At 33.8% G+C, this 26,728-nt stretch carries 26 protein-coding genes; 20 read left to right on the top strand and 6 right to left on the bottom strand.

Translation table 11 applies throughout. The features are described 5' to 3' along the window. The 3 genes from C9I86_RS06115 to C9I86_RS06105 all read left to right on the top strand — a co-directional run bounded on the left by C9I86_RS06115 (window position 1) and on the right by C9I86_RS06105 (window position 1,840). Window positions 1-543, top strand: coding sequence for a hypothetical protein (locus C9I86_RS06115; RefSeq protein ID WP_235865751.1), 543 nt, complete (start codon window positions 1-3; stop codon window positions 541-543). A 2-nt stretch (window positions 544-545) separates the two neighbouring features. Continuing rightward, window positions 546-929: a VOC family protein gene (locus C9I86_RS06110; RefSeq protein ID WP_080155518.1), complete on the top strand. Its 384-nt coding sequence runs from the start codon at window positions 546-548 to the stop codon at window positions 927-929. 122 nt (window positions 930-1,051) lie between these two features. Further along, window positions 1,052-1,840 carry a ParA family protein gene (locus tag C9I86_RS06105; protein ID WP_080155519.1) on the top strand — a complete coding sequence of 263 codons (789 nt, stop codon included), beginning with the start codon at window positions 1,052-1,054 and terminating at the stop codon, window positions 1,838-1,840. A 58-nt stretch (window positions 1,841-1,898) separates the two neighbouring features. On the opposite strand, the gene C9I86_RS06100 is transcribed toward C9I86_RS06105, so the two are convergent. Further along, window positions 1,899-2,732, bottom strand: a complete 834-nt coding sequence (locus C9I86_RS06100; RefSeq protein ID WP_080155520.1) for a mechanosensitive ion channel family protein — start codon at window positions 2,730-2,732, stop codon at window positions 1,899-1,901. Window positions 2,733-3,095: 363 nt separating this feature from the next. On the opposite strand from C9I86_RS06100, the gene C9I86_RS06095 reads away from it, so the two are divergent. Continuing rightward, window positions 3,096-4,979: a DUF4832 domain-containing protein gene (locus C9I86_RS06095; protein ID WP_107275928.1), complete on the top strand. Its 1,884-nt coding sequence runs from the start codon at window positions 3,096-3,098 to the stop codon at window positions 4,977-4,979. Window positions 4,980-5,113: 134 nt separating this feature from the next. Continuing rightward, window positions 5,114-5,668, top strand: a complete 555-nt coding sequence (locus C9I86_RS06090; RefSeq protein WP_080155522.1) for a rhodanese-like domain-containing protein — start codon at window positions 5,114-5,116, stop codon at window positions 5,666-5,668. A gap of 71 nt (window positions 5,669-5,739) precedes the next feature. Here C9I86_RS06090 and C9I86_RS06085 read toward each other — a convergent pair whose 3' ends face one another. The 3 genes from C9I86_RS06085 to C9I86_RS06075 all read right to left on the bottom strand — a co-directional run bounded on the left by C9I86_RS06085 (window position 5,740) and on the right by C9I86_RS06075 (window position 7,219). Continuing rightward, entirely contained in the window at window positions 5,740-6,162 is a 423-nt protein-coding gene (locus tag C9I86_RS06085; RefSeq protein ID WP_080155523.1) for a DUF3010 family protein, read from the bottom strand. A 159-nt stretch (window positions 6,163-6,321) separates the two neighbouring features. Continuing rightward, window positions 6,322-6,672, bottom strand: a complete 351-nt coding sequence (locus C9I86_RS06080; RefSeq protein WP_107275927.1) for a hypothetical protein — start codon at window positions 6,670-6,672, stop codon at window positions 6,322-6,324. A gap of 40 nt (window positions 6,673-6,712) precedes the next feature. After that, a complete protein-coding gene (locus tag C9I86_RS06075; RefSeq protein ID WP_080155525.1) occupies window positions 6,713-7,219 on the bottom strand; it encodes a M48 family metallopeptidase in 507 nt (168 codons plus the stop codon). A 145-nt stretch (window positions 7,220-7,364) separates the two neighbouring features. Between C9I86_RS06075 and C9I86_RS06070 the strand changes: the two genes are divergently transcribed. The 14 genes from C9I86_RS06070 to C9I86_RS06005 all read left to right on the top strand — a co-directional run bounded on the left by C9I86_RS06070 (window position 7,365) and on the right by C9I86_RS06005 (window position 22,199). Further along, entirely contained in the window at window positions 7,365-7,805 is a 441-nt protein-coding gene (locus C9I86_RS06070; protein WP_146142626.1) for an isoprenylcysteine carboxylmethyltransferase family protein, read from the top strand. Window positions 7,806-7,924: 119 nt separating this feature from the next. Beyond that, entirely contained in the window at window positions 7,925-8,458 is a 534-nt protein-coding gene (gene mog, locus C9I86_RS06065) for a molybdopterin adenylyltransferase (RefSeq protein WP_080155527.1), read from the top strand. Window positions 8,459-8,826: 368 nt separating this feature from the next. After that, window positions 8,827-9,105: a molybdenum cofactor biosynthesis protein gene (locus C9I86_RS06060; RefSeq protein WP_080155528.1), complete on the top strand. Its 279-nt coding sequence runs from the start codon at window positions 8,827-8,829 to the stop codon at window positions 9,103-9,105. A 582-nt stretch (window positions 9,106-9,687) separates the two neighbouring features. Further along, the gene (locus tag C9I86_RS06055) at window positions 9,688-11,100 is read left to right on the top strand and encodes an undecaprenyl-phosphate glucose phosphotransferase (protein ID WP_107275926.1); all 1,413 of its coding nucleotides are present in this window, start codon (window positions 9,688-9,690) and stop codon (window positions 11,098-11,100) included. A 3-nt stretch (window positions 11,101-11,103) separates the two neighbouring features. Next, entirely contained in the window at window positions 11,104-12,411 is a 1,308-nt protein-coding gene (locus C9I86_RS06050; RefSeq protein ID WP_107275925.1) for an outer membrane beta-barrel protein, read from the top strand. A 1-nt stretch (window position 12,412) separates the two neighbouring features. Next, window positions 12,413-12,952: a polysaccharide biosynthesis/export family protein gene (locus tag C9I86_RS06045; RefSeq protein ID WP_080155531.1), complete on the top strand. Its 540-nt coding sequence runs from the start codon at window positions 12,413-12,415 to the stop codon at window positions 12,950-12,952. 16 nt (window positions 12,953-12,968) lie between these two features. Beyond that, the gene (locus C9I86_RS06040) at window positions 12,969-15,068 is read left to right on the top strand and encodes a polysaccharide biosynthesis tyrosine autokinase (RefSeq protein ID WP_080155532.1); all 2,100 of its coding nucleotides are present in this window, start codon (window positions 12,969-12,971) and stop codon (window positions 15,066-15,068) included. Beyond that, window positions 15,065-16,273 carry a lipopolysaccharide biosynthesis protein gene (locus C9I86_RS06035; RefSeq protein ID WP_080155533.1) on the top strand — a complete coding sequence of 403 codons (1,209 nt, stop codon included), beginning with the start codon at window positions 15,065-15,067 and terminating at the stop codon, window positions 16,271-16,273. The genes C9I86_RS06040 and C9I86_RS06035 overlap by 4 nt, the downstream gene beginning before the upstream one ends. Continuing rightward, window positions 16,274-17,665 (top strand): capsular biosynthesis protein, encoded by a 1,392-nt coding sequence (locus tag C9I86_RS06030; protein ID WP_080155534.1) that lies wholly within the window; start codon window positions 16,274-16,276, stop codon window positions 17,663-17,665. It begins immediately after the preceding gene. Next, window positions 17,653-18,153: a serine O-acetyltransferase gene (locus tag C9I86_RS20340; RefSeq protein ID WP_080155535.1), complete on the top strand. Its 501-nt coding sequence runs from the start codon at window positions 17,653-17,655 to the stop codon at window positions 18,151-18,153. Before C9I86_RS06030 ends, C9I86_RS20340 begins: the two co-directional genes overlap by 13 nt. Before the next feature lie 3 nt (window positions 18,154-18,156). Beyond that, window positions 18,157-19,380, top strand: coding sequence for a glycosyltransferase (locus tag C9I86_RS06020; RefSeq protein WP_107275924.1), 1,224 nt, complete (start codon window positions 18,157-18,159; stop codon window positions 19,378-19,380). A gap of 14 nt (window positions 19,381-19,394) precedes the next feature. Then, window positions 19,395-20,600, top strand: a complete 1,206-nt coding sequence (locus C9I86_RS06015; RefSeq protein ID WP_080156509.1) for a glycosyltransferase family 4 protein — start codon at window positions 19,395-19,397, stop codon at window positions 20,598-20,600. A gap of 60 nt (window positions 20,601-20,660) precedes the next feature. Then, window positions 20,661-21,770, top strand: a complete 1,110-nt coding sequence (locus tag C9I86_RS06010) for a glycosyltransferase family 4 protein (RefSeq protein ID WP_080155537.1) — start codon at window positions 20,661-20,663, stop codon at window positions 21,768-21,770. 9 nt (window positions 21,771-21,779) lie between these two features. Further along, entirely contained in the window at window positions 21,780-22,199 is a 420-nt protein-coding gene (locus tag C9I86_RS06005; RefSeq protein WP_080155538.1) for a hypothetical protein, read from the top strand. Window positions 22,200-22,403: 204 nt separating this feature from the next. Here C9I86_RS06005 and C9I86_RS06000 read toward each other — a convergent pair whose 3' ends face one another. Continuing rightward, window positions 22,404-23,924 (bottom strand): DUF4832 domain-containing protein, encoded by a 1,521-nt coding sequence (locus tag C9I86_RS06000; protein WP_107275923.1) that lies wholly within the window; start codon window positions 23,922-23,924, stop codon window positions 22,404-22,406. A 255-nt stretch (window positions 23,925-24,179) separates the two neighbouring features. On the opposite strand from C9I86_RS06000, the gene C9I86_RS05995 reads away from it, so the two are divergent. Then, window positions 24,180-25,079, top strand: coding sequence for a hypothetical protein (locus C9I86_RS05995; protein ID WP_080155540.1), 900 nt, complete (start codon window positions 24,180-24,182; stop codon window positions 25,077-25,079). A 75-nt stretch (window positions 25,080-25,154) separates the two neighbouring features. On the opposite strand, the gene C9I86_RS05990 is transcribed toward C9I86_RS05995, so the two are convergent. Next, complete coding sequence (locus C9I86_RS05990) at window positions 25,155-26,720, bottom strand: DUF4832 domain-containing protein (protein WP_107275922.1); 1,566 nt, start codon at window positions 26,718-26,720, stop codon at window positions 25,155-25,157. Between the last annotated feature and the right edge of the window lie 8 nt (window positions 26,721-26,728).

Genomic DNA, 26,728 nt, shown 5'->3' with positions numbered 1-26,728 from the left:
GTGTTGGAATGTAGTCATCGTCATGTTCATAATATTGTAATCACAGCTATTATTAGTGCTGTACTCTCAGGGTGCGCACAACCTAAAACAGTTAGCTCATTAACATTTCTTGATCCTAATTTTAAGCGCTGTGTTATTGCGCAAGGCAAAGAAAATATTCAACAGATCACTTCTTTAAGATGTAGCCATTTCAATATACGAGATGCGCGAGAAATACGTTATTTAACGGATCTAAATAGCTTGGATTTATCATCAAATCAATTGACTTATCTTGATGTTAGCCATAATCATCAATTACAACTATTGAGTGTTGAACATAATAAATTGAGCCATTTGAATTTGACGGATAATCCTCAATTAAAAATTGTTAATGTTAGTTTTAATCATTTAAAAACAATAGATGTGAGTGATAATCCGTTACTCATGTACTTAAATTATGATCAAACGTTGGTTAATGATGTTGATATTAGCCATAATCCTCGTTTACTTGCTCCCTTTAATACTATCAATGTGCCCAATGGGCCGACAATAATGGCAGAATAATAATGTTAAAAGCAATTCATCATGTCGCAATCATTTGTAGTGATTATGCGCGCTCAAAAGTATTTTATTCACAATTATTACAACTAGAAATTATCTGTGAAACGTACCGTGAAGAGCGGGATTCATATAAATTAGATTTAAAGTTACCCGATAATAGTCAAATAGAATTATTTTCATTTAATGGTGCTCCGCAACGTCCGAGTTACCCTGAAGCGCAAGGGTTACGTCATTTAGCATTTGCTGTTGATGATATCACCGCGACCGTACATTATTTGCAGACGAACGGGGTTGATGTTGAACCTATTCGTATTGATGAATTAACCAATAAAGCATTCACTTTTTTTAATGATCCTGATGGCTTGCCGCTAGAGTTGTATCAAATCTAATAAACATACTCGTGAATAAATCATTGTGTATCGATATTAATATTAATGACATCTTTAACTAACAACTATATGCATGAATGTGTATAGTTGTTAATAGTTATCGATGATCAGGGATGAAATAGATGCGTAGGATTATTTTCAATCAGAAAGGTGGAGTAGGTAAATCAAGTATTACTGTTAATTTAGCTGCAATTAGTGCAGCTAAGGGATATAAAACATTAGTAATAGATCTTGATGTACAAGGTAATAGTAGTGCCTATTTAGGGGTTGATATAAACCATCCTAACGATAAAACGATTGCTGAATTATTAAATCAAACAGCATCTTGGTTCGCGATGTCGACACCTGCTCGTGATTATCCTCAAGCAACTGCATATGAAAACTTATTTATTATTCCATCGAGTCCTAAACTTGATAAATTAGAAGTGGAACTTGAACGACGTTATAAGATTTATAAGTTGCGCGAAGTACTTGATGCATTGGCCGATGATTTTGATCGTATATATATTGATACTCCACCGAATTTAAATTTCTATACCAAGTCAGGTTTAATTGCAGCAAATAAGTTATTAATTCCTTTTGATTGTGATAATTTCTCTCAGCAAGCTTTAATTAAGGTCATGGATAATCTAGCAGAATTACGTGATGATCATAATCGTGATTTAGTGTTAGAAGGTATTATCGTGAATATGTTCAATGCACAGGCAAAGTTTCCCCGCCAAATTATTGAAGAGATCAAAATGTTGGGCTTTCCTATTTTAGAACCATATTTACCTCAATCCATAAAAATGAAAGAGTCACACTACCAGCAATGTCCAATGTTACATTTTGATCCTAAGCATAAATTAACTCAACAGTTTATTGCATTGTATGATGGACTAGAAGCAACAGTAGCGTTAGAGAATAAATGATGAAATCGTCTAAATGGTAATTCAACGTTGAATTACCATTTAGTGATAATGTCACTGGTTATGGAAAAGCACGTGCATATTCTTCCATAAAATCGCGACGAATATCTTGTTCAAGGTGGGTTGCGCGTTCTGTTGGGCAAAACAACATAAAATGTACAATCTGTTCGCCTGTGGTTGAGCTGCTGATATGTATATGAGGCTCAGACCCAGGTAGGTCGACACCTGCATGTTTTTCTATGACACTATTATAACGGCGAGCCACATCAATAAAATCTTCACTGTGATGATCGATTTTAGCGATAATTATGGGTAATAACGGATAAAGATTAACGAAGTCTTTCACTACAATTGAAAAGTTATGATAAACATAGCGTTTCATAAAGTTGAGGTTTTTTACGGGATAAGTGAAAAACATGCTGTTTGGTAGAGTGGCTGTTTTACCCGTGTAATGGTATTGCCCATGATGAAGATCTATTTCTTGAATCACTGTTGCCATCATATTGTGCTCAATGACTTCACCGCATATTTTTCCCACTTCGATCCAATCTCCAATGCGAAAAGATCGTGAGCTGGCGCGTTGTATCGAGCCAGTAAAGCACAGAATAATCTCTTTTGAGGCGACAACAATAGCAACCGCAATTGCTGTTACAGATAGTGCAAATTCATTTATTTCTGAACGCCATAAGATGAATAAAACCACTAATGTTAAAATAAAGGTGCCGTTTTTAGTGCGTGACATCCATTTACGTTGAGTTTCAGTCACAAAAAATTCATCACCGCGTACTTGTGATAAAATAATTCGGCGAATAAGAGTAATGACGGTGATTATTAATGCAGTAAATAGCAGTTTATTGGTCAATAAATAAGTGAATATTTCAGTAATTATATCCATATCAATTCCCTGATATTAATTATGTTAATTAGTAATGTAAATACGTTATTATATATTGGTGTTTTAATTCAATATTTATAGCTTATTTTGTCAAATATTTATTATTTAAATAAAACTCATAATATCATGTGTATAGATATTTATGTAATTAATGAGTGTGAGAAATACAGTTTAAAGCGTGTTTTTTATTTTAATTCACTCTAAAATACTTAAATTTATAAAATATTATTATGTAAGACTTAATTATATTCTTCTTTTCCTGTAATATCCAAAAAGATATACGCATTGTCTATTTATCTATTTATCTATTTATCTATTTATCTATTTATCTGTTTATCTGTTTATTTTACTATAGGGTATCAAATGAGTTCCACATTACTTTCTTTTCTTCTTGCGTCTTCTATTGTACATCCTGCCATTTATTCTTTCTCTAATAATGATGTTAATAATTCAGTAAATGATAGCAATGTAATAAAAATTTATCCTAAATCAAGTGATGAAATATTAACGAATCCGGGTATCGGTTTTACTGATTTTCAACGAATAGTAAGTAACCAACCAACTAATCCTTTTTATGAAGGAGCACCTGTTCTTTCTTATCCCGATACAAGTACTGTATATTATCGTTTTTATTGGGATCAACTAACAAAATCAGATAATCCGAATCTCAATGAAGCCATGCTTCAAAGAAAGATTGATAATGTGTTACAAATAGCGGCATCAGTAAATAAAAAAGTTGTTATTCGCTTTATGGCTCTACGAGGTAAAGGCGATCCTATTTATGACGCTGATGTAAATAAAGACAGTAGTGGTATACCTTGTTGGTTAGTTCAAGAGTTATACGGCCATGGTTTAAACGGAACCAGCTGTCATTTATCAGATAAAGAAGCAGTATATATGTTTAAAAATCCTTGGTTTCTTCATCGAACCCAAGAATTTTTATCTGCATTAGGTAAGCGTTATGATAATAATAAAACATTATTACGTATTGATGTCGGAATGGTGGGTACATGGGGAGAATGGCATTTATATGGCTATGCGCCAAAGAATAGTGCAAGTGTTGGACTTCCAGATAATGGATATAAATTTAAAGATCTTCAACCTTATATTAATGCCATTATAACCTCTTTTCCACATACACCTAAACTTATGTTAGGCACTAATAAAGGTGATTTTCTTAGTTATGCAACGGTTAATGGGATGGGGTGGCGAGTAGATTGTTTAGGTGATTGGACTAAAGGTTGGAATCACATGGAAAATGGTTATCCAACAATGATTTCTCATATGACTGATACGTCAACCAATAGTCATCCTGACGTCTATTTTAATCAACGTTGGAAAAAAGCTGCGGTTGATTTTGAAATCTGCCAAGGATCATTGCAGGATTGGCATAATATCAATAATCCTCGACACCTTACATATAATCAGGTGCAAAAAACATTTGATTTTGCTTTAAAACAGCACGCATCATTAATTAACGCAAAATCAGCAGCTATTCCTGATGAATATCAACCATTGGTTAAACGATTTTTAAATAAACTAGGTTATCGATACCAATTAAACCAATTAGATGTAAATGATATTGTGCATACTGATGATTATTTGCAATTAAAGTCAACATGGCAAAATTTAGGGGTTGCTCCTAGTTATACCAATTACCCTGTAACTTGGCGTTTACGATCTGCAAATGGTAATATTATTGCTTATTATACTTCTAAGGCGAATATTGTTAATTGGCTTCCTGCCGATAATGATGATGATAAAAGCCCGATTTATATAGTGAACGAGAAGTTTAAAATTACTAATATCCCTAAAGGAAAGTATTTTCTTGATGTTGGTTTAGTGGACAAAAATAGCCATAAAGCGAAGATAAGTTTGGCAATTGATACCAAACTTACTGACGATAATGGGCAATATTATATTGCTAATAAAGAGCACTACAGTTCTTATATTCAACAATATGTGCCTAGTGATGATGGCCAATACGTACCTGATAATCGTGGCCAATACGTACCTGATAATCGTGGTCAATACGTACCCGATAATCGTGGTCAATATAAGCCTAATAATGATCGACAAAAGATGGTTCATGCTAGCCACTTATATGCTATTCGCCATACTAAAACTAATTTATCTCAAAAGTTCGATACACGTGACATGACTATTGATAAACATAGCGAACCATATATTGAGCAGCAGAATTCGATAGGTCGCTGGAATGAGATAACAGTGATAAATATTATTTAATATGTGATTTTTACGGCTTATAGTATTATAAAAAACCTAAATTATTTAATAGTTTAGGTTTTTATATGTAAATTATCTGAAAGAATTTTGATATTATTACATATATAAATATTACTGAGTGAAGGGCAATAAAAATGCATATATTTACAGACCGTAAGCATATTATTATTGATACTCGATCATCTGATGAATTCTTAGATCATCATATAGAGGGTAGTGTCTTTGTTGGATTCAGTGGGGGAAATTTTAAACATTGGTTAGAATTATTATTACCTGATAAAAATGCAGATATTGAGGTTATTGCTACTGTTACAGATGCTAACAAGGTTATGACGACAGTTAATGAGCTTGGTTATAGTAACGCTAAATTAATGGAGCTACATTCTGCAGATGGTATGTTGGATCATATTTCAACGGATGAATTTAAAGAAATAAAACAGAATAATGATTCTGCTGTGCTTGATGTTAGAGAAGCGGATGAGTATTCACAAGGCTCTGTAGCTAATGCGGAGAAATTACCTTTATCTGAGATTCTTCAAGGCCAGCTTCCAAAGCAAGATAAACAATATATTGTCCATTGTGGAAGCGGCTATCGTTCTGTTATTGCGATATCGTTATTAAAGTTACTTGGGCGATGTAAATTGATTAATTTAGATGGTGGCTATCAACAATTGATGGCAAAAAAATAAGATGCAATTAGAGAAAAGGCAGCACTATTGATATAGTCCTGCCTTTTTTTATTGGTTACTTTTTATTGCTATTAGCGACCAAGAAATGCATAACCTGTGGTAAATGCCGCTTCTTGGAACTGACGTAAACCTGTTGCACGGAAATCAATAGCCATAGGGTTACGCTTTAGTTTTTCTTTGATATCTGCATTAGACATAAAGTTAACATCAAGATCTTCAATTAACTGAATAGCAGATTCAAGCTTAAAGCCGACAGAACTTCCTGCAAATTTTCCGCGTGTTTCGCGTGTACGAATCACAACTTTCTCTACTTTATAGTCATCAAGTAGTTTTTTAAATGCAAATTGGAAATCTCTCATTTTTTGGTTATCAAGAGAATTATCCATAATGAACTTTTGAGTACGGCATTCTGGAATACCGATCATTCCGCCCTCTAAAGTGAGTAGGCAAATAATAGCTTCGTTGCTACGTAGTTCAACTGAACAAATTTTCATGTTTATACCTGAATCATAATATTTTGGTCGTTATTGTAGGCTAAAAAGCGGTGAGCTGTTAGTTATGTGGTGATTTTTTATTGATATTGTTGTTGAAACTTAAATTTGTACTCTTAGCAACGCTAACAACAACCCTGTCGTTAGCGTTGTTATTGCATTTTAGCTGCGCTTAACAGGCTTGTAAGCACAACCTGCTGCTTGGTACGTTTCTTTATCTGTAATTTCAAATGTAGTATAGAAGAACCAAGCAATAAAACGTAGCATTTCATCGCCATCATTCATTACCCATTCGGCAAACTCTTCAGGTTCGCCTTGGTCATTTTCTTGACTAAAAACGTGGTAAATACGTTTTTCACCGTCGATTTCCGCTAGACTAAAGTGGCCTATTAATGCTGTCGCAGCTTCAGCAACTTCAGGTTCTTCATTGCTTGCTAGCATTTCAAGGATTGTTGATACGGAATCAAGTTGTGCTAATTCTTTTACCAGTGTTTCAAATTCTTCTTGTTGCATGTTGTTATCTCATAATTACACTATGACGAGTATCATAACCTTAATTGTAAATAGAACCAAAATGTTCAACTTGCGTTAAGTACATACGCATATCAAATTCGAGTTGGTGGTATTGCGGTTCCATGTGACAGCAAAGTTGATAAAAGGCTTTGTTATGATCTTTTTCTTTTAAGTGTGCCAATTCATGTACAACAATCATCCGTAAAAAAGGCAGTGGAGCCTCTTTAAAGATGGTAGCGATTCTGATTTCATGTTTGGCTTTGAGTTTATTGCCATGTACACGTGAAATAAAGGTATGTAGGCCTAATGCATGATTAATCACATTGATTTTATTGTCATATCCGACTTTGCTAATGGGGGCCGATTTTTTCAAATACTGATTTTTTAATTCAATAACATAATCATAAAGGGCTTTTTCTGTTTTAATGGTATGCGATGCAGGGTAACGGTTAAGTAACAATGTCTTGAGTTGGTCCTTATCAATTAATTGCTGAACTTGATCCACGAGATGAGTTGGATAACCTTGGAGATATTTGAGTTGTTGCATGACCGATAGTACTCTTAACCAAAAGGTTTATGCTATAAGTAGCTAACTATCGAGGCAACTTTATTCTTGGGTAAACTGAGATAAAAATACTTGATGCTTGATAATTAACATGACTTTCAATTATAAAGGATGAGTCATTGTGTTCTTGAAAATTCCCCCACCCATCTTTGTTGTTATCGCATTACTTGCCATATATGGATGTAAGTTGTTTTTGCCATTATGGCAGTTTAAGACACTTTGGATAATCGTTATCCCATTAATTATCATTATGATGACTATTGGTTTTTCATCTGTATTAGCACTATCAAAAGCAGATACAACGATCAGTCCTTTTACACCAGAAAAAACAACTCGGCTTGTTACGCGAGGTATATATCAATATAGCCGTAACCCAATGTATCTTAGTTTATTATTATTGCTTATTGTGGCGGTGTTTATCAGTGGGGAATTATCCTCATTTTTTGTGGTGATAACCTTTGTATTAGTGATTAATCACTATCAGATTAAGCCTGAAGAAAAAGCACTAATGCATCTGTTTGGTGATGAGTATCGTAACTATTATCTACACGTCAGGCGTTGGTTATAGAGACTGATCTTATTTATGCCTTTACCATCTTGCTTATTTGCATACACTGTCTAGCAAGTAATAATAAGATGATTGTTATTATGAGAGATAATATTAAGTTTAAATGAATGAGGCTGTACATGAGTAAAGCAAAAATTGGTATCGTAACGGTGAGTGATCGCGCGAGTGCTGGTATTTATGAAGATATCTCAGGGCAAGCAATCATCGACACACTGAATGCTTATCTGACTTCTGCGTGGGAACCTGTTTATCAAGTTATTCCTGATGAACAAGATGTGATTGAGCATACTTTGATTGATCTGGCAGATAACCATAATTGTAGTTTAATTGTAACGACAGGTGGTACTGGCCCTGCAAAACGCGATGTTACGCCTGAAGCGACAGAAGCGGTATGTGATCGAATGATGCCTGGTTTTGGTGAGTTAATGCGTGCTGAATCGTTGAAATTTGTACCTACAGCCATTTTATCTCGTCAAACAGCGGGTCTTAGAGGCGATAGTTTAATTATTAACTTACCTGGAAAGCCTAAATCTATTCGTGAATGTTTAGATGCCGTTTTTCCTGCAGTGCCGTACTGTATTGATTTGATGGAAGGCCCATTCCTCGTTTGTGATGAAAATGTAATTACCCCTTTTCGTCCCAAGCAAAAGTAAAGATATAAAATGCTAAAGAGAGCGACATATTGATGTCGCTTTTTTATTGATCGCTATCAACTAACCTCTTTACTATGTTAAAAAGATAATTTGTATGTAGATCACGAAAACAGATAGTGAGTCTTTATTTATAATACCGTATTTAAGATATAAAAAGAAAAACCTCTCGGGATGTGGTGTTTTTTTTTATATCTTTTTCAATCACTTATGATGAATGATTAATATCGAATAATATTTGTTAGTTATTTGTTGTTATAAATGTTGATTTATTTGTTTTCTTCGCGAATTGTTTTTTTTTGTTATTTGTAATATTCTCACGCAAAATTTTACTGCTAATTTCATATAAGTGTTACTGCGTGGGTTTGAATATGGATGTTAAACAAAGTTGGGGTTTTATTTCTGCCTCTTTAGGCGTGATCTCTCTTTTATGGGGGGCGGTTTCATTAAGTGGTATTGTTGGTCAAGAGCATGTATTTACTGAAATGGGATCATTTCTAACCATGACAGGATCTGATTTGTATAATAGTACTTACACTGAAAATATGCTGGCAGCGGAACGTCATAAAAATTTCATAGTATTACTAGCGGGGATTGTAATGGCAATTATTGGCTCGTTATTAATGAGAATGCGTTTGTTTAAGTTCTAATTAACTTTTCAGTCATGGTTATTATTTAATAAGTATGGCTGATACTTTAATATGATTCATTTCATGTTATTCCTTTAATGCATTTGTTATATAAGTACTAACAGTAGCACATCGTTATGTTAGGTAAGGTATTTGTATAAAAGTTGGTGATCTAAAGAAAAGGCAATATTGTTTTTTAGTGTGTTATACCTGCAAAACCACCGATTCTTTATTACTTTTTGATATAAAAAAAAGTTAAAAATAGCCTGTTATAACAAATATATTGTTTTTTTTTATAAATTTTTTTTTAATCACCTTTTAATTGTACGGTGTTTTATTTATATGGTTAATGACTTGCGTGTAAGCTATTGTTTTAAAGTATTATTTTTTTGTCTTAAAATGTTAACGCTTAAATATCTCTAAGGTGTATTTATTTATCATAAAAGTGACAAAAAGTTGACGATTTGGAGGGTTTTTACAGTACACTTATATAGTAGAAGTAAATATTTAAACACGTAAATATTTAAATACGTAATTGTTCGAAAACAATGGGAATGACATCGCTCATTATGAAATTAGTAGTGCTAGAGGCTAGTTTAATCGATGAAAATACAAGCTATAAAAATAGCGGATGATGGTTATGCTGTATTAATAAAAGCCAGTGATTTTATACTGCTCAATATTACATTAACATTTCTTATTTCTTTACATGGTGTTAGTGAAGCAGCTATTGGTTTGGCTGCTAGTTTTCTTTTTTCTGTCATTTTTTTACTGATAGGAGAATACAGTGGGTTATATAAAAAATATGTCCGTCAGGATTACTCTTATACGGTACTAAAAACGTTATTTACCTTTTTATTGTCATTTTTAATATGGCGAATGTTGTGCCAGCAGTTGAATTCGTTTGAAGGTAGTAATGACACACATTTAAATACTGCTATTGTTTGGCAATGGATTTTTTTATCTGTTAGTTGTGTGATTATTGTTAAGTGCTTAGTTATTTATATAATTAGTGAATTTTTGAAACGAAATTCACATGTTAGACGAATTGCTATATTAGGAATGACCAAAGGCGGCATTGCGATTGAACATGCATTAAGAAAAGACATTCGCTATCAGAAATTTGAAATTTCATATTTTGATGATCGTAATGTGAGCCGATTTGGTTATTTATCAAAATCAGAGCTTCATGGAAATGTAGACCAATTGGTACAGTTAGCTAAAAGTGGTGAGATTGATGAGGTTTACATTGCTTTACCTATGGTCGCTAAGAGTCGTATTCAGAACTATTTAAAATTACTGTCTGACACGATTGTTGAAACGTATATTGTTCCTGACTTATATACTTATGATTTAAATGTAAGTCAGATCCGTACTATTGGTAATGTTCAAACCTTTAGTGTTTTTGGTTCTCCATTTGAAGGTATGGGGGCGGTATTGAAACGCATTGAAGATATTATTATTAGTAGTGTGATTATTTTATTAATTTCACCGGTATTAATTGCTGTTGCTATTGGTGTTAAGCGTAGTTCTCCTGGGCCCGTTCTATTTAAACAAGATCGTTATGGCTTAGGTGGTAAAAAAATCCGAGTCTGGAAATTTCGTTCTATGGGTGTAATGGAAAATGACGCGGTTGTAACACAAGCAACGAAAAATGATCCGCGTGTAACTAAATTCGGTGCATTTATACGTCGAACATCATTAGATGAATTACCACAATTTTTTAATGTACTTCAAGGAAGTATGTCGATTGTTGGCCCTCGACCACATGCGGTTGCGCATAATGAAGAATATAGAGTTCTTGTTGATAAATATATGCTACGTCATAAGGTTAAACCAGGTATTACTGGTCTTGCTCAAATTAAGGGGTTTCGTGGTGAGACTGATACGCTAGATAAAATGGAAATGCGTGTTAAGTACGACCTACAATATATTCAAAAGTGGAGTCTTTCGCTGGATCTAAAGATTATCTTTCTTACGATATTTAAAGGATTTGTCAGCGAGACAGCGTACTAAATTATGCATTTATTTAAGACGAAGAATGTTCATTTATTGCTAGTAGGTTGCGTTTGCGCAACCTACAGTTTTGCAGCGAGTGCTGATAGTACTTTTCAAGACTCTAAGCACATAGATCCTTTTTTAGGTTTAGAATTTTCTTCATCAATCAACGCGGGCTATGGTTTTGATGATAACGTCTTGCATCAGCGCGATAGTAATATTTTTAGTTCTGATTATTATGCGTTAAAACCGACTTTTAGTATTGTGGGTCAGCGTAATACCAAAAATTTTGGGTTTTATTATTTAGGTGACTACCGAAATTACACTAATAACGTAGTGAAAAGTAATAGTTATGATGACCATCAACTTAATGGCGAGTTTAATTGGGAATTAGGTATTCGGCATCACTTATCTGTGACGGGAAGTTATAGTAAAAATCATGAAGCGCTAGGTACTGGCGTAACAAAAGGTTTTTTCTTTGATAACGATACATCAAAGTCTGATATAGCGACATTTAATGCTTTTAATATTACGCATGATATTGGTCGAACCGATAAAAAAATAGATACTCAATATACCTATGGTGCCAAAGGTGCCAAGGGAAATATTATTGTTGATTTATCACAAGTTCGTACTAATTATAAGATTCTAAATAGTTATCAATCGGCATTTAAAAATTATTTAGAAAATGAAAATGTTACAGAAAATGATGTTCGACTTATTTTTAGGCATCAATATACAGACAGAACACGTTTTGATTATACCTTGATGTATAAAGATTTTAATTATCTTGATCATGAACGTAATAATAATGAGTTGATTGGTGCTTTTTCTGTACTTAGTCAGTTAACAGGAAAGTCAAAAATAGAAGCAACAGTGTCTAAAGTGCAAAAGAAAATGCAAAGCACGAATTTTTCTGGTGTAAATTGGAATGTTTCTTATAAATGGCAACCTGTTGATTATTCAACAGTAATGTTAAAAACCTTAAGTGAAGTCAAAGAGCCTGATAATACTGGCGATTTTGTACAATCATTTCAAAATAGCATTAGTTGGAAGCATCAATTTTTAGGGCATATAACAAGTTTATTATCTTATAAACATACCTCTGATAAGTATCATATTCGAAAACGAACTGATCGATATGATGATGTAGCGTTAAGCTTACACTACTTATTTAGACCTAAAATCGAATTTATTTTCGATTATCAATATACATTATTTCATACTGATAATAGTACTGATCCGGTGTTCATTGATGGAAATACTTATGAGAGACGATTAGGTTATGAGCAAAATCAATTTGGTTTATCAGTCAAAGTGGCGATTTAAAATGAAGAAAATAGTGTCTATTATTTGGATATTAACCGTTAGTTTATTTATGAGCACTACTGTATCAGCTGCACCAAAAATAACAGGTAATGATTATTTACTTGGTGCTGGTGATCAGATTCAGATTTTAGTTTATAACGAAGCTGATTTATCGATGAAATTAAAAATAGATGAAAGTGGCAATATTATTTATCCTTTGATAGGTAAGTTGCAACTTGCAGGAAAGACACCTGATCAAGTCGCCCTAGATATTCGTGACCGATTAAAAAATGGTTATATTAATAACCCAATGGTGACTGTTTCTATGCTTGAATTCCGTCCTATGTATGTTTCAGGTGAAGTTAAAACACCTGGAAGTTATGAATATCAACCAGGACTTACGTTAGAAAAAGCCATTGCAGTTGCTGGTGGTTTTACTGATCGTGCAGATCGTAGTGACATTGATATTCGCCGTTCAAATGGTCAACTGTTGAAAAATGTTACGGTAACTCAAGCTGTCTATCCTGGTGATACAGTTATTATAGATCAAAGCTTTTTCTAGATTAGGGTAGTTATAAATGAGTTCATTATTCGTTGAAGATGGAAGCAAATTGGAAAGTACAATTGACTTTTCACGCTTACTTAAATCGACAAAAAAAAATTGGTGGAAAATCTTAGCTTTTACTATTTTGGTTACAGGGATAGCAACCCCATTCATTTTAAAATTGACACCAAAATATGAAGCTTACGCAACAGTATTGCTAAAAGCTGAATTGACCAATCCAACAACATTTGAAAAAGTGGTTGATTTTGATTCTACACGTAAAGAATATTATGAGACTCAATACCAGTTATTGAAATCTCGTCGTGTAATCTCACAGGTAGTTGATGATTTAAAGCTTTATCAAAATCCTGAGTTTATAGGTAAAAAACCAGTAAAAGATGATACTTTAGCAAAACAAAAAGAACGTAGTATTCAATATGTACTTACACATATGACAATATCACCAGTGCGTAAAACGCAGTTAGTTGAAGTGGGTTTCGAATCAACAACCGCGAAAGATGCCGCAGCTGTTGCAAATGATATTGTAAAAGTGTTTGTTAACTATTCTGTTGAAGATAATCGTGATGCGAGCTTAAATGTTTCTTCGTTACTTGAAACAGAAGTTAACGATTTAAATCATCAATTGAAAGCAAAAGAAGCAAAACTAAATGCTTTCTTGAAAAAAGAAGGGTTAATTACCTTCCGCGGTGTTGATGGTTTCCAGACTGAGCAGTTGTCATTATTGACTGATAGTTTAGCTACAGCAACAGCGCAACGTGTGAATTTAGAAGCGCTTTATAAAACTGTTTCAAGTTATCAAAAACAAGGTTTTAATGCCTTAGCCGCGATTCCTGATGTTTCTCGTCATCCGCAGATGGAAAATCTACGTCAGATGATTATTGAGCAGAAAACACAGCTGGCTGATCTTGAAAACCGTTATGGGCCTAAATATGAGAAAGTAATTCAAGCCCGTTCACAACTTGTTGTTCTTCAAGGTCAAGCAAGTAAGTTGATTAACCAAATAGCTGAAGGTATCAAAGAGCAATATCAAGCATCAGTTATTAAGCAAAATCAATTACAAGCTGCAGTTGATAAACGTACTAATGCATTCCAGCTATTAGGTGAAAAAAAGACACAATATAACAATATGATGGATGATATTAGTCAAACACGTACGTTATATAATCAACTGCTACAACGTCAAAATGAAACGCAAGTGAGTGGTCAGTTCTCTGAGCCGACAGCAAAAGCGATTGATAGTGCTATTGTGCCATTAAAGCCGACAAAGCCTAATAAGAAGCTGTTGATTGTTGTTGTTGCTATTATGTCATTGCTTATTGCGGTTCTTTTCGTGATTATCATGGCAGCTCTCAATAATAAAGTCATGTCGATTAACGAAATAAAACGCCGCTTAGGGCTTGATGTTGTTGGGGAAATTAAATCTTATCCTCAAGCTGTTACGCCTAAAGCAGTGCTGGATAACAGCGCTCAATTCTCGACGTTAGATGAAGCGTCATTAGGAATTCGTAGTCAATTATTGCTATTAAACACTGATGCTAAAATGTTAGCAGTAACATCAGCAACCTCTCAAGAAGGTAAGTCGCTAGTTGCGACATTAGCAGCTAAAGCGTTGGCCATTGATACCAAAGTGCTATTAATTGATATGGATTTACGCCATCGTAATATCACTAAATCGTTAGGTTATGCTGATAGTAAAGGTTTAACTGATATTTTGTATCATAATATCGCAACTAATGACGCTATTGTTAACCATCATGGGATTGATATTTTAGCTGTTGGTAGTGATACGACACGTTCTCCATTAGTTGTATTGACGCATCAGAAATTAGCCGCTTTATGTACAGAATTACGCCAATGTTATGATTATATTATTATAGATACACCTGCAGTTACTGACGCTAAAGATGCTATTTTGATTAGTCAGTTTACCGATTCGGTATTATTTGTGGTGGCATCAAATGAGAATAGCGCTAACGTTTCACTATCAGCGTTAAAGCAACTTAAGCAATACAAAGCAACAGTACTTGGTTGTGTGCTTAATAAAGTGAATACGAAACTGCTTGAATCTAATGAAAATATAACGACAACTTTGTCAAAGGATGTTCTTTTATGAGTTTAATCAAAGGTGCCTCTACAATAGGAGGCGCTTCCGTTATCTCACAATTGATAGGTGCGTTTACCATCCTATTTATGTCATACCGTTTTGGTATGTCAGATGTAGGTAATTACGCACTTACATTTAGTATTATTATGATTGGTGCTCAAATTGCACTGTATGGTTCGCATTTTTTGTTGCCAAAAGTTGATCAACAAGACATAGGCAAAGCCGTGGTGTTTTGCATGTTGCAATCCTGGGGAACAAGTGCAGTTTATATTTATATTGTCAGTCATTTCTTTTCGCTACCATTTTTTGCGATTTATGTTTTAACTGCCAGTTATTCAATGATGATTATTTCTGAGTATGTTTTCTTACGAAATAAAATTTTTAGTAAGTTGGCTATTCAGCGTATATCAGTTACTTCTGTTGTCTTTTTGGCACTATTAGTATCATGGAAAATTGAATATTTTTATTATATATGGGCTTGTGCGCATTTATGCTTGATTGGTTATTGGCTATATAAGTGTTTGGATTTTAGTATGTTTTCTATATCTGACTTCTTACCAACAACCCAAGTTCGATTTTTCATTAAGCACTGGAATCATTTATCACGAGTCGGCACTGCCGAAGTTGTGGCAAACGCAAGTCTACAGCTACCGACGGTGTTAATTAACTATTGGTTTAGTCCATTGGTTGCTGGTTACTTTGCGGTTGTGAATCGCTTTTGTTTATCACCAGTGCTTATTCTTGGCCAATCAGTACGAAATTATACGTTTTCTAAATGGTCTGAAGATTTTCGTAATAAAATTTTCAATTATTCTGAATTTAAACAGGTACGGTTATTTTTAGTGGCGATAGCCTCAGTAACTGTAGCTGGTATTTATTTTGTTTATCCATGGTTAACACAACATGTATTGGGCGAACAATGGGTACAGTCAGTTGAAACATCACGTCTAATGCTGCCTTACGTATTTGCAATGCTTGCGTTTGTACCAATGACAGTGATCGAATTGATTTTTGGCGCACCCAATTATTTCTTACGTATTCAGTGTGAGCAATTAGCGATAGTAATATTAGCTTTTGTGATCATGCCATTTATTTATAAAAGCTATGTGATTTCATTGTTAGCCTTTACTGTGCTAACAGCGGGACGATATTTTATGATTTATATTAAAATAAACAAACATGCGATTATTTTACGAGATAAAGGCGTAGTATAAATGAATACAGGTTTTTTCTTTCAAGCTTATGTATTTATTACACTAATTTTTAGTGGGACAGCACAATATTTTACCGATATTGATGCTTTTCTATGGCTGCCGTTTATTATGACAATGGTGATGGTAGTATTGGTGCCATTACAAACACGTTATAATTATGAGCCGCTAGATCAGCTTGAAACGACAATTCTCGTACTTTTTACTGGTTTTTTTGTGTTAGTGATAACCAGTACTTTGATGCAGGAAGGACTAAAAACCACCATTGCAGGTATTAAAAATGGCTTAGGTATATCATTACTATTACCTTGTTTAATATTGGGTTTTTGTCGTGAATCGCAACTGTACCGTATTTGTCAAAAATTATATTGGGTGTTTTATGCTCAAATTCCATTTGTTGTTTATCAAGCTTTGATTGTTGTTCCTGCGCGAGTAGCTTTTGAAGGTAAGATGGATTCATGGGATTCTGTTGTGGGTACGTTTGGCGGTAGTATGGTCGCCGGTGGTAATGGTGCTTCAATGGGACTATTTACGCTGCTTATTATGATGATGAAGCTGTCGGAATATAAGCATGGGGTAGCAAAACTATGGTCATTAGCGCTACATATTGCTATTGGCTTTATTATTTGTGTGGTTGCCGAAGTTAAATTTGTAACCTTATTAGCACCGTTCTTCTTATTGTATGTATACATAAAATCAAGTTATGTAAAAGAAGTGAGAGTTATCGATTTTAAAACGATTCTATTGTCTATCGTGGGCATTTTTATCTTATTGTCGTTAATAATTACAATCTTATCATTAGGATATACCAGTAAATACCAGTCACATTCGATGAGTATTTTTGATATTTTTCTACAAAATATTGGTTATATTTTTGATCCGACAGTTATCGTAGCCGGTCTTGATGGTAACTTAGATGAGTTAGGACGTGTGACGGCATTGGCATTTTGGTCTCATCACTCTGATATTCACGGTCTTGTTAATCAGTTATTTGGTTATGGTTTAAATAGTTCAAATGCTGGCGGCACTGATCCAGGTTATATTGCAATGCTATTTGAATTGAGTTTAGGTTCAACCGCATTAGCGATTTTCTTGTGGGAAATCGGTCTGGTTGGTACTGGATTATTATTAGCGATAGTATTTCTGATAATAAAAGGGTCAAAGCCTAGGCCATTATTCTCGACTAAGGACTTATCAATAGCAGATATTAACTTGTTATCTTATCAGCCCGCTTTTATAGGGTTTATTATTGCAGGTTTGATTACGTTACCTTATTCACCGCTGCTTGCGTTGATACCGGTATTTCAATTTCAGTTTTATTTTGTGTTAGGTGCCATCATGATTATTCGAAAAGCGACCCTAACAAAAACAAAAGGTTTAGTATGCTTGAATTAATTAAAAAAGAGTTAGCATTAAACCCAGGTTTAACCTCTAAGTTTTTTATTGTTAACTTTCGATTAGCTTCTTTATTTTATACTCCAGGAATAATGAAAAAAATATTCATTATTAACGTTATTATTCTTAAATTACTCAAGTTTATTTGTGGGCTTGATATATCACCCAAAACAAAAATTGGTGCTGGGTTTATTTTGTTTCATCCGCAGAATATTGTTATTAATGCAGACAGTGTATTAGGTGACAATGTGATGCTGAAACACAATGTCACGATTGGTAATAAAATCGATCCTGTGACGGGCCAACATGTATCACCTGTTATTGGTAATAATGTTGAATTAAGCCCCGGTGTCGTTGTGCTTGGTAATGTCAGTATTGGTGATAATTCAATTATTGGTGCTGGGGCAATTGTAGTGAAGAGTATACCTAAAAATGCAATCGCAGTAGGTAATCCTGCTGTTGTTATTAAAAAAATAAGCGAGAAGTAGCGGATGAACACGAAAATTAATGTCATCAATTTTGTACCTGAAGAGCTACCATCTTATCGTCCAGATGTTGATGTTTTATATTCTAAAGAGCTACCTAAAAAGGGTGTGAATACCACTATTGTCGGTATGCCTAAAACTGAAACTGTTAATATTCATACTGAGGGTAGTACCTTAAAAACGAGTAAAAAAACAGCTAATCGCCATTTAGATTCAATAGTTTATTTCTTTAATGCTGCAAAGTTAGCTTTTAGCGCAAAAAAAGATGGTTTTCAATTAATTCAAGTGCGTGACATGGTTTGGGTGGGCTTAATTTGTTTAGTGATCGCTAAATTAATCAAGCTACCTTATACCTATTGGGTGTCGTTTTTATATGCTGAAAGTCGCACTATGCGTGCGAAAGATCAGACTGAAAATATACCTAGCTGGAAGCGTCCTATTATTTTAGTACGTGGTTTGCTTGAGGAGTTTATTCTTTATCGTATTATTTTACCTCATTCAGATCGTGTCTATGTCCAAAGTGACTTCATGCTTAATTACATTAAAAATAAAGGCATCGAACAAAGCAATATGATGGTTGTTCCAATGGGTGTTGATTTTGATAAGATCGATGACTTTGCTAATACGGATGCCATAAAAATACCTAAATGGGGTGATGCTCCTGTTATTGGTTATCTTGGTAGTCTTGATCGACTTCGTAAACTTGACGTTATTATTGAAGCATTTAAAGAAGCTAAGGTTACTGTGCCAGATCTTAAATTACTTTTTGTTGGTGATTCTGAAGTGATGAAAGATCGCGAGTTTTTACAACAAACAGCTGATGATATGGGACTGAGTGATGATTTTCATATTACGGGTTGGGTACAAACAGAGCAGGCGTGGGCATATCTTAAAGGTGTCGATATGGTGATTGGTTTTATGAATCGCGGATTGTTGTTAGATGTATCAACACCGACTAAGGCTATGGAATATATGGCACTTAAAAAAGCCATGATTTGTAATGATTCACCGGATCAGCAATTTGTTATTGAACAATCTGGCTGTGGACGAGTGACTGATGGAACGAGCCAATCCTATGCTGCTGCAATGGTTGAATTAGCACAGCATCCAATGACACAAACAGAGTTAGATGCTGGATATAATTATATTAAAAATAACCGTTCTTACGCGTTTATTGGTGAGCAAGTTGCTGCTGATATTAAGAATGTCGTTAATCAAAAAAATTCATAATGGCTGGTAATTCAATGAAAGTTCTATTTGTTAATAAATTTTTCTTCCCACATGGTGGCGCTGAGACTGTTTTCTTTCAAGAACGCGATATGGTGCAAGAAGCAGGATATCAAGTTATTGATTTTTCAATGAAGCATGAAAAGAATATTCCATCAGATTATGCGGATTTTTTTGTTGATAATGTTGATTACCATGGTAAACATTCTATTTTTGATAATATTAAAGTTGCAGTGAACTTTGTACATAATCAATATGCATGTGATCAATTTGAAAAGCTAATTAAAGCTGAGCGACCTGATATTGTTCATTTCCATAATATTTATCATCAAATCACACCATCAGTGATCAAGATTGCACGAAAATTAGGTTGTAAAACAGTATTAACTGCGCATGATTATAAGTCTGTTTGCCCCAATTACAGCATGCTTGCTGCTGGGGAGAATATTGACTTAGATTGGATCACCGGTAGTAATATTAATCTCTTTAAATACCAGTGGCAGGATGGTTCATGGCCACGCAGTGTATTACTATCATTAGAAGCATTATATCATCGTACAATGAAGAGCTATGAAGCGTTAGATGCTTTTATTGCCCCTTGTGAATTTATGAAATCGATGATCTTACGTCAAATTCCATCAGCAAATGTTGATGTAATTGTTAATGGTATTGATGCATCAACCACAGATATTGGTAACGATGGAGGTTACTTTTTATTTTGTGGTCGGTTAACTCAAGAGAAAGGCATTGTGACGTTGGCACAAGCACATAGCCAACTTAAAGGTAATACACCGCTTAAAGTTTTAGGCACTGGACCGATGCTTGATCATATTAAACAACATTTTGATAATGTTGAGTTATTAGGTTTTCAAACCGGGGATGCATTAACGGAAATTATTAAAAATGCAAAAGCAGTCATTGTGCCATCTGAGTGGAATGAAAACTGCTCTATGTCAGTGTTAGAAGCGATGAGCTACGGTAAGCCTGTTATTGGCGCTAATATTGGTGGTATTCCTGAGCAGGTGTTAGATGGTGAAACTGGCTATCTATTTACGTCTGGTGATGCTGATGATCTTGCTGCTAAAATGCAGTTATTAGCCGATGATGAAGCATTAGTCGCTACAATGGGACAAAAAGGTCGCGCGCGATTATTAGAGAAATATTCATTAGATGTACATAAAAGAGAGTTGATTAAATTATACCAATCACTTTTAGCTAGCTAATTTCCACTAATAATAAAATGTCAGTTAATAGCTGGCATTTTACATTTAAGAGTTTGTATTGTGAATAAATCTATTTTAGTTTTGGGTACGCGCGGTATACCCAATGTACCTGGTGGTGTTGAATCTCATTGTCAGTCGTTGTATCCGTTATTAGTTAAAAAATATGATCTAGATATAACAGTGACTGCACGTAAACCTTATGTACCTTATACTGAAAGTGTATATGAAGGGGTTAAGTTAAAAGCTTTACCTACCGTAACGAATAAATCTTTAGAGGCTCCTCTACACTCTTTTTTAGCGGCTTTTTATGCGATTAAAGAAGGTGCTGATATTGTACATGTACATGCCATTGGGTCTGGTTTAGTTATTCCATTGTTACGATTATTTAATAAAAAAGTCATATTTACACATCATAGCCAAAATTATGATCACCAAAAATGGGGTAAGTTAGCTAAGTTTATTCTTCGTCTTGGTGAAAAATGGGCGATGAAATATTCAACAGAGGTGATTGTTATCTCTGATTTTATGCAAAATTTGATGAATGAAAAATATGGTCGTAGTGATACTCATTTGATTTTTAATGGTGTTAATCCACCACAATTACCCGAACAAAATAAAATCAATGATTATTTATCAAAGTATGATCTTGAACCACGAGATTATATTATTGCTGTAGGCCGTTTTTCTCAAGAAAAAGGCTTAGATGTTTTACTTGAAGCTTATAAGCTTAGCGGAATCAAAAAAAAATTAGTCTTAGTCGGTGATAGTGATCACGTAACAGAATACAGCTATAAACTAAAGAATACAGCAAGGGAGATGGATAACGTTGTATTAACGGGATTCTTATCCGGAGAGGAATTACATAGTATTTTCTCACAAGCTGATACTTTCGTGCTTCCTTCATTTAGTGAAGGGCTGCCTATTGCTTTATTAGAAGCTATGTCTTTTTCATTACCCGCTATTGTTAGTGATATTCCTGCGAATAAGGCAGTTCATTTACCTGAACAGTGTTACTTTAAATGTGGTGATAGCCAAGACTTAGCGAATATGCTTATTGCTGGAATTAATCAGCCTCTTGTCTCGTATGCAGAATACCTAAAATACTACGATTGGAATTTAATTTCAGAACAAACGTTTGGTGTGTACCAACAAGCAATAATGAAAAAGTAAGAACTGTATATGAATTGTAATACTGGTTACACTCAACAAGAAAATTCTATAAAAGATCGGTTTTTTAATTCAATGCCTGATGATGTTCTATCGTCTTTTACATTAGAACAGAAACAAGAAATAGAAAAATCGATTGTTAGAAATACCTCTGGCAGTGATCACTGTATAGATTTAAGACCTGTTATTGGTTTTGGTAAATGGCGTTATTATACTGTTTTTATTGTTGGTAAAGATCGTCGTTATCAGACGCGAAAGAGATCATCATTATCTCTATTAGTTAAATCGTTGCTTATTTTATTTGGCTGTATTAGTTTATTTATGTTTGCAATATTAACAATGTATTTAATTAAGTCTGCACTAGGAATTGATATTTTCAAACATTTTTCTTTTGGTGTTTGGGATGCATTTAGAAATACATTCATTAAATAAATGACACTAATAAGTGTTTGATTCTATTTAACGCTTGATATCACATTCTATTTATATTGATTTTTTAGAGTATAATTAATTTGTTAAAATAAAGGAGCATCAAATGTTAATATTTGATGCTCCTTTATTATCATTATGGTTATTGAAAAGTAGTTATCTGGTCGGGTAATATCAATGCTATGAGTTACTATTAAGTAATATTCATTATTGAATAATAAAATTCATTAATGAATACCATTTTTTATAAGATTTGTTAGTGATCGAAAGTGATATTACTGCATTATGTGTATTTGGTTTTACTAACCCAACTTCTAGTGTGTATTTTCCTGATTTTATGTTTTTAGGTAATGTAAATGTATTCGTTTGTGTATAAACGGGGGGAGCGCTATTGAGTGTTGTTGCAGGAAGCCAGGTTGTAATATTATTCTTCGTATTAAAATAGGCAATTACTTTATGGTTGTTATTTACGATTCGCCATACGATGGGGTAGTTATTATAACTGGGAGCAACACCAATATTTTTCCAAAATGATGTTATTGTAATTAAGCTATTTGGTGTAAAATGGCTATCAAGTATTATTTTATTAATAATAAATCGGTAACCTATTTTTTTTAAAAAAGTATTAAGTAATGGTTGATATTTTTCTGGAATAAGGCTTGATTTTAAATTTAATAATGATGCATGTAATGTGAGCGCTGTTGTAAAGGTTTGTTCAACTTTTTTTTGAGTATAAAGAGTTGGTTGTTGAGCCCATTTTTTCATCGTATCACAAATTTCAAAATCGACCGGGGCTTTTTTCCAACGCGATAAGAACAGCGGATCATTAAACTTTTCAGTGGTACGATTATTGGTAGATGTTTTTCCTTCTATATGACGTAATGTTTGAGGATAGCCATCTTGCATATGATTCCATCCTTTAGCCCAATCACCTAGACAATCTGCTCGCCAACCTAAGCCATGTTTTGTGGCATAACTCGCGAAATCATCATCAGGTGAACCAAGATCGATAGATAACATTTTATTAGGAAACGCTTTCCGCATCATCTCTATATAGGGTGTCAACTCGGATGTAGTGTAACCAATGTGACCCAATGTTGGACGTTTTCCTGCGTAATGTGTTGCAAGATGCCATTCGCCCCATGTGCCGACTAAGCCAACATCTAGGCGTAATATATCAGGATTATGATCATAGCGCTTACCCATAGCAGTGATAAATTGTTGTAGTTTTTGTTTGAATATCGGGTTGTTATAATTAACAATAAAACTATTATTGTTAGTGCAGATATGATGTGTCTGTGGATCTAATTGTTTTTTTAACCAACAAGGAATTCCAAGTATTTTTTTACCTTTTTGTGATGAGTTTGAGTAATAGGTTTCATTTAATCCTGCTAAGGTCATAAATCGGATCACTATTTTTTTATTTTCTTTTTTTGCCGCTTGAATCGTATCGTCGATAAGTTTGTAGTTATATTTACCTCGCTGTGGTTCTAATTGTTCCCAATACCAGCGAAAGTAAACCACAGAAGTTTTAGGATAACTGGGTATATTCCAATTTGGGTTATCTCTGATATCAATGGTTTGATGATCTGTAATACCAATATCAGGATTAACTAATATTTCATGACTCACTGTGGGTTGGTATGTAATTGTCATTGCTTGTACAAAAGATGGTAAAAATAAGCTAAAAAAACACAAAGAAATGTGGTGTTTATTTACTATTGTCATGGTATATAACCTTAGTTCAATTATAAAATATATTGTATAAATATGTTTTTTACAAATAGTCAAATAAATAAATGTATATTTTATAGTATTGATATCTTTATAATTCAGTATATATTTTATTTATATTTATTGTGTTATATTTATTGTGTTATTAATGTGAATGTACTGTATATTAATAATAGATAAAAATATTTTTCATGTATTTATCACTGTTCATATTAACGTTACGTGAAAGCATTTAAGGAATCAAATTAAATGGTGTTGTTAAATAAATTTACTAATCAAGATTTTTGGCGTATTGGATTGATTAGAGAGCATCCATTAGATGTGATTATCAATGGGTTAAATGCTTATGATATTCATTGGTTTAATTTTACAGATAAAGATTTTGAAGCTGATCCTTTTGTGTTTACATTAAACAATAAAGATTATATTGCTTATGAAATTTTTGATTATTCTCATGGTAATGGGAAAATTGAATGTGTTGATTTCGATGGTAAGCGTTATAATTTTTTTGAAGATGTGAATAAAATTGTAGGACATAAATCATTTCCTTTTACGTTTGAAGAGGAAAATGAATTATATTCTATTATTGAAACGTCAGATTTGAATGAAATGTCATTGTATAAATTTAATGGCATTAAATTTGAGAAGGTAAAAACGTTGCTTAATGATGGTAAATATATTGATACCTGTATAAAAAAAGTTGATGATGTATTTTACTTATTTACCTCTACTTCAGACGAACCTTTTAAGCAAAAGTTATTTTGTGCAGATACTTTATTAGGTGATTATCAACCTCATCCTTGTTCTCCTATCGCTAATGATAAAGCTTTTGGTCGTAATGGGGGGCCGATTGTTGATCGCGATAATAATTATTACCGTGTTTGTCAAAACTGCGCCGTAACCTATGGTGGCAGCTTAAAAGTGATGCATATTACGAAGCTATCAAAAACTGCTTATGCAGAAGAATTTTTCAAAGATGTAATGCCAGTTGCTCCATTTTCTGATGGCATTCATACATTGTCATACTGGGGCAATATGACCGTTATTGACTCAAAAAATATTTTATCTAAATATAGTAATATTTATAGAAAAATTAATTACTTAGCTATGGTTAAGTTTGGAAAGGAAATTCCTTATTTTAGTAAATAAAGAGTATTTACAGGCTTAAGATGCCTAAACGAGAAAGCGCCATATTCATTATGAATAGGCGCTTTTTAGTGCTTATTATTTGATATTTATCGTATCAATATGATGCCAGTTATCATCAAGTATCCCATCAATGGCCAGTTTAATTTTAGCCGTTGTTGTGGAGGGTTCAACGAGGGCAACATCTAGCTGATAGTTGCCGAGTTTAATATTCGCGGGTAGATAAAAGGTATTCGTTTGTTTATACGTTGGTGCGCTAGCATCACGGTTTTCTGCGGGTAACCATGTGCGAATATCGTTGTCGGTTGAAAAATAGGTGACAACATGATTATCAACGTTACGTAAACGCCACATTACAGGATAGTTATTATAGCTAGGCGCAACGCCCGTATTCTGCCATTTTGAAATAATTGTTATAGGTGATGATGGCATAAAACGGCTACTTATTTCAACGGATGAAAGTTCAAATCGATAGCCGAGTTTCTTAATGAAATCATCAACAAGATCTTTATAGATCGTCGGTACATTGCCTGACTTTAGATTAAATAAAGAAGCATGTGAATCGAGGGCAAAGTCAAATGTCTTTTTAACATTATCAAGTGTATAAATCTTTTCATTTTGTGCCCAATAATTAAGGTCTTGGCAAACTTCAAAATCAACGGGTGCTTGTTTCCAACGATTAAGGAAATAGGGATCAGCATGCTTATTCGTATTATGACCATTGCCTTGTATGTGTTCAATGGTATTTGGATAGCCTTGTTCCATATGATTCCAATCGGGTTGCCAGTCTCCAATACAATCGGCACGCCAGCCAATACCAAGTTTGGTTGCATAGCTAGTAATATCATCATCAGTTGATGTCAAATCAATAGAAAGTTGTTTGTTTGGAAACGCATTCTGCATTAATTTAATATAGGGGATTAAATCTTTTGTACCATACCCATGGTGACCTAGCGTTGGCTGTTGATAACCCATTTGTGATGCTAGGTTCCATTCTCCCCAAGTACCAATTAAACCGATATCTAAACGTAATATATTCTTATTCTTGTTATAGCGCTCTCCCATCGCAGTAATGAACTGTTGTAAGTTATTTTTTAAGATAGGATTTTTATAATCGACCACAAAGTGATTGTTGTCTGCGCAATCACCCCCTGTTGTATTATTATCTATTTGTTTTTTTACCCAGCAAGGGACTCCTAGTATTTTTTTTCCTTCATTAGGGGATGGATTGTAATAAACTTCATCTTTTCCTGCCATTGTCATAAATCGGATAACTGTTTTTTTACCTAATGCGGCAGCTTGATTAATTGTGTCGTCAATGAGTTGAAAATTATATTGACCTTTTTTGGGTTCCAATTCTTCCCAATACCAACGAAAATAAACCACAGAGGTTTCTGGGTGGCTTGGCTTGTTCCACCATGGATCACCATGAATATTAAATGATTGATGATCAGTAATACCAATATCAGGATTGATTAATATATTGTCGATGATTGTTGGTGTGCTTGTTTGGATTATCTCTTGTGCTATCGTCATATTAGCTAAGGGTAAAGTTGTCAATGTTAGCAAGCAAATTTTCGCCAACAGGGTGATTGATTGGGAAGGCATCTTGAAAGCAATTGATTTTTTAGTGTTTGTTAGCATAATTATTC

The sequence above is a fragment of the Photobacterium sp. NCIMB 13483 genome (assembly GCF_003025475.1).
In the GTDB taxonomy this organism is placed as follows: Bacteria; Pseudomonadota; Gammaproteobacteria; order Enterobacterales; family Vibrionaceae; genus Photobacterium; species Photobacterium piscicola.
The sequence above is the reverse complement of the archived record's forward strand: the minus strand, read 5'-3'. Positions and strand labels throughout refer to the sequence as shown.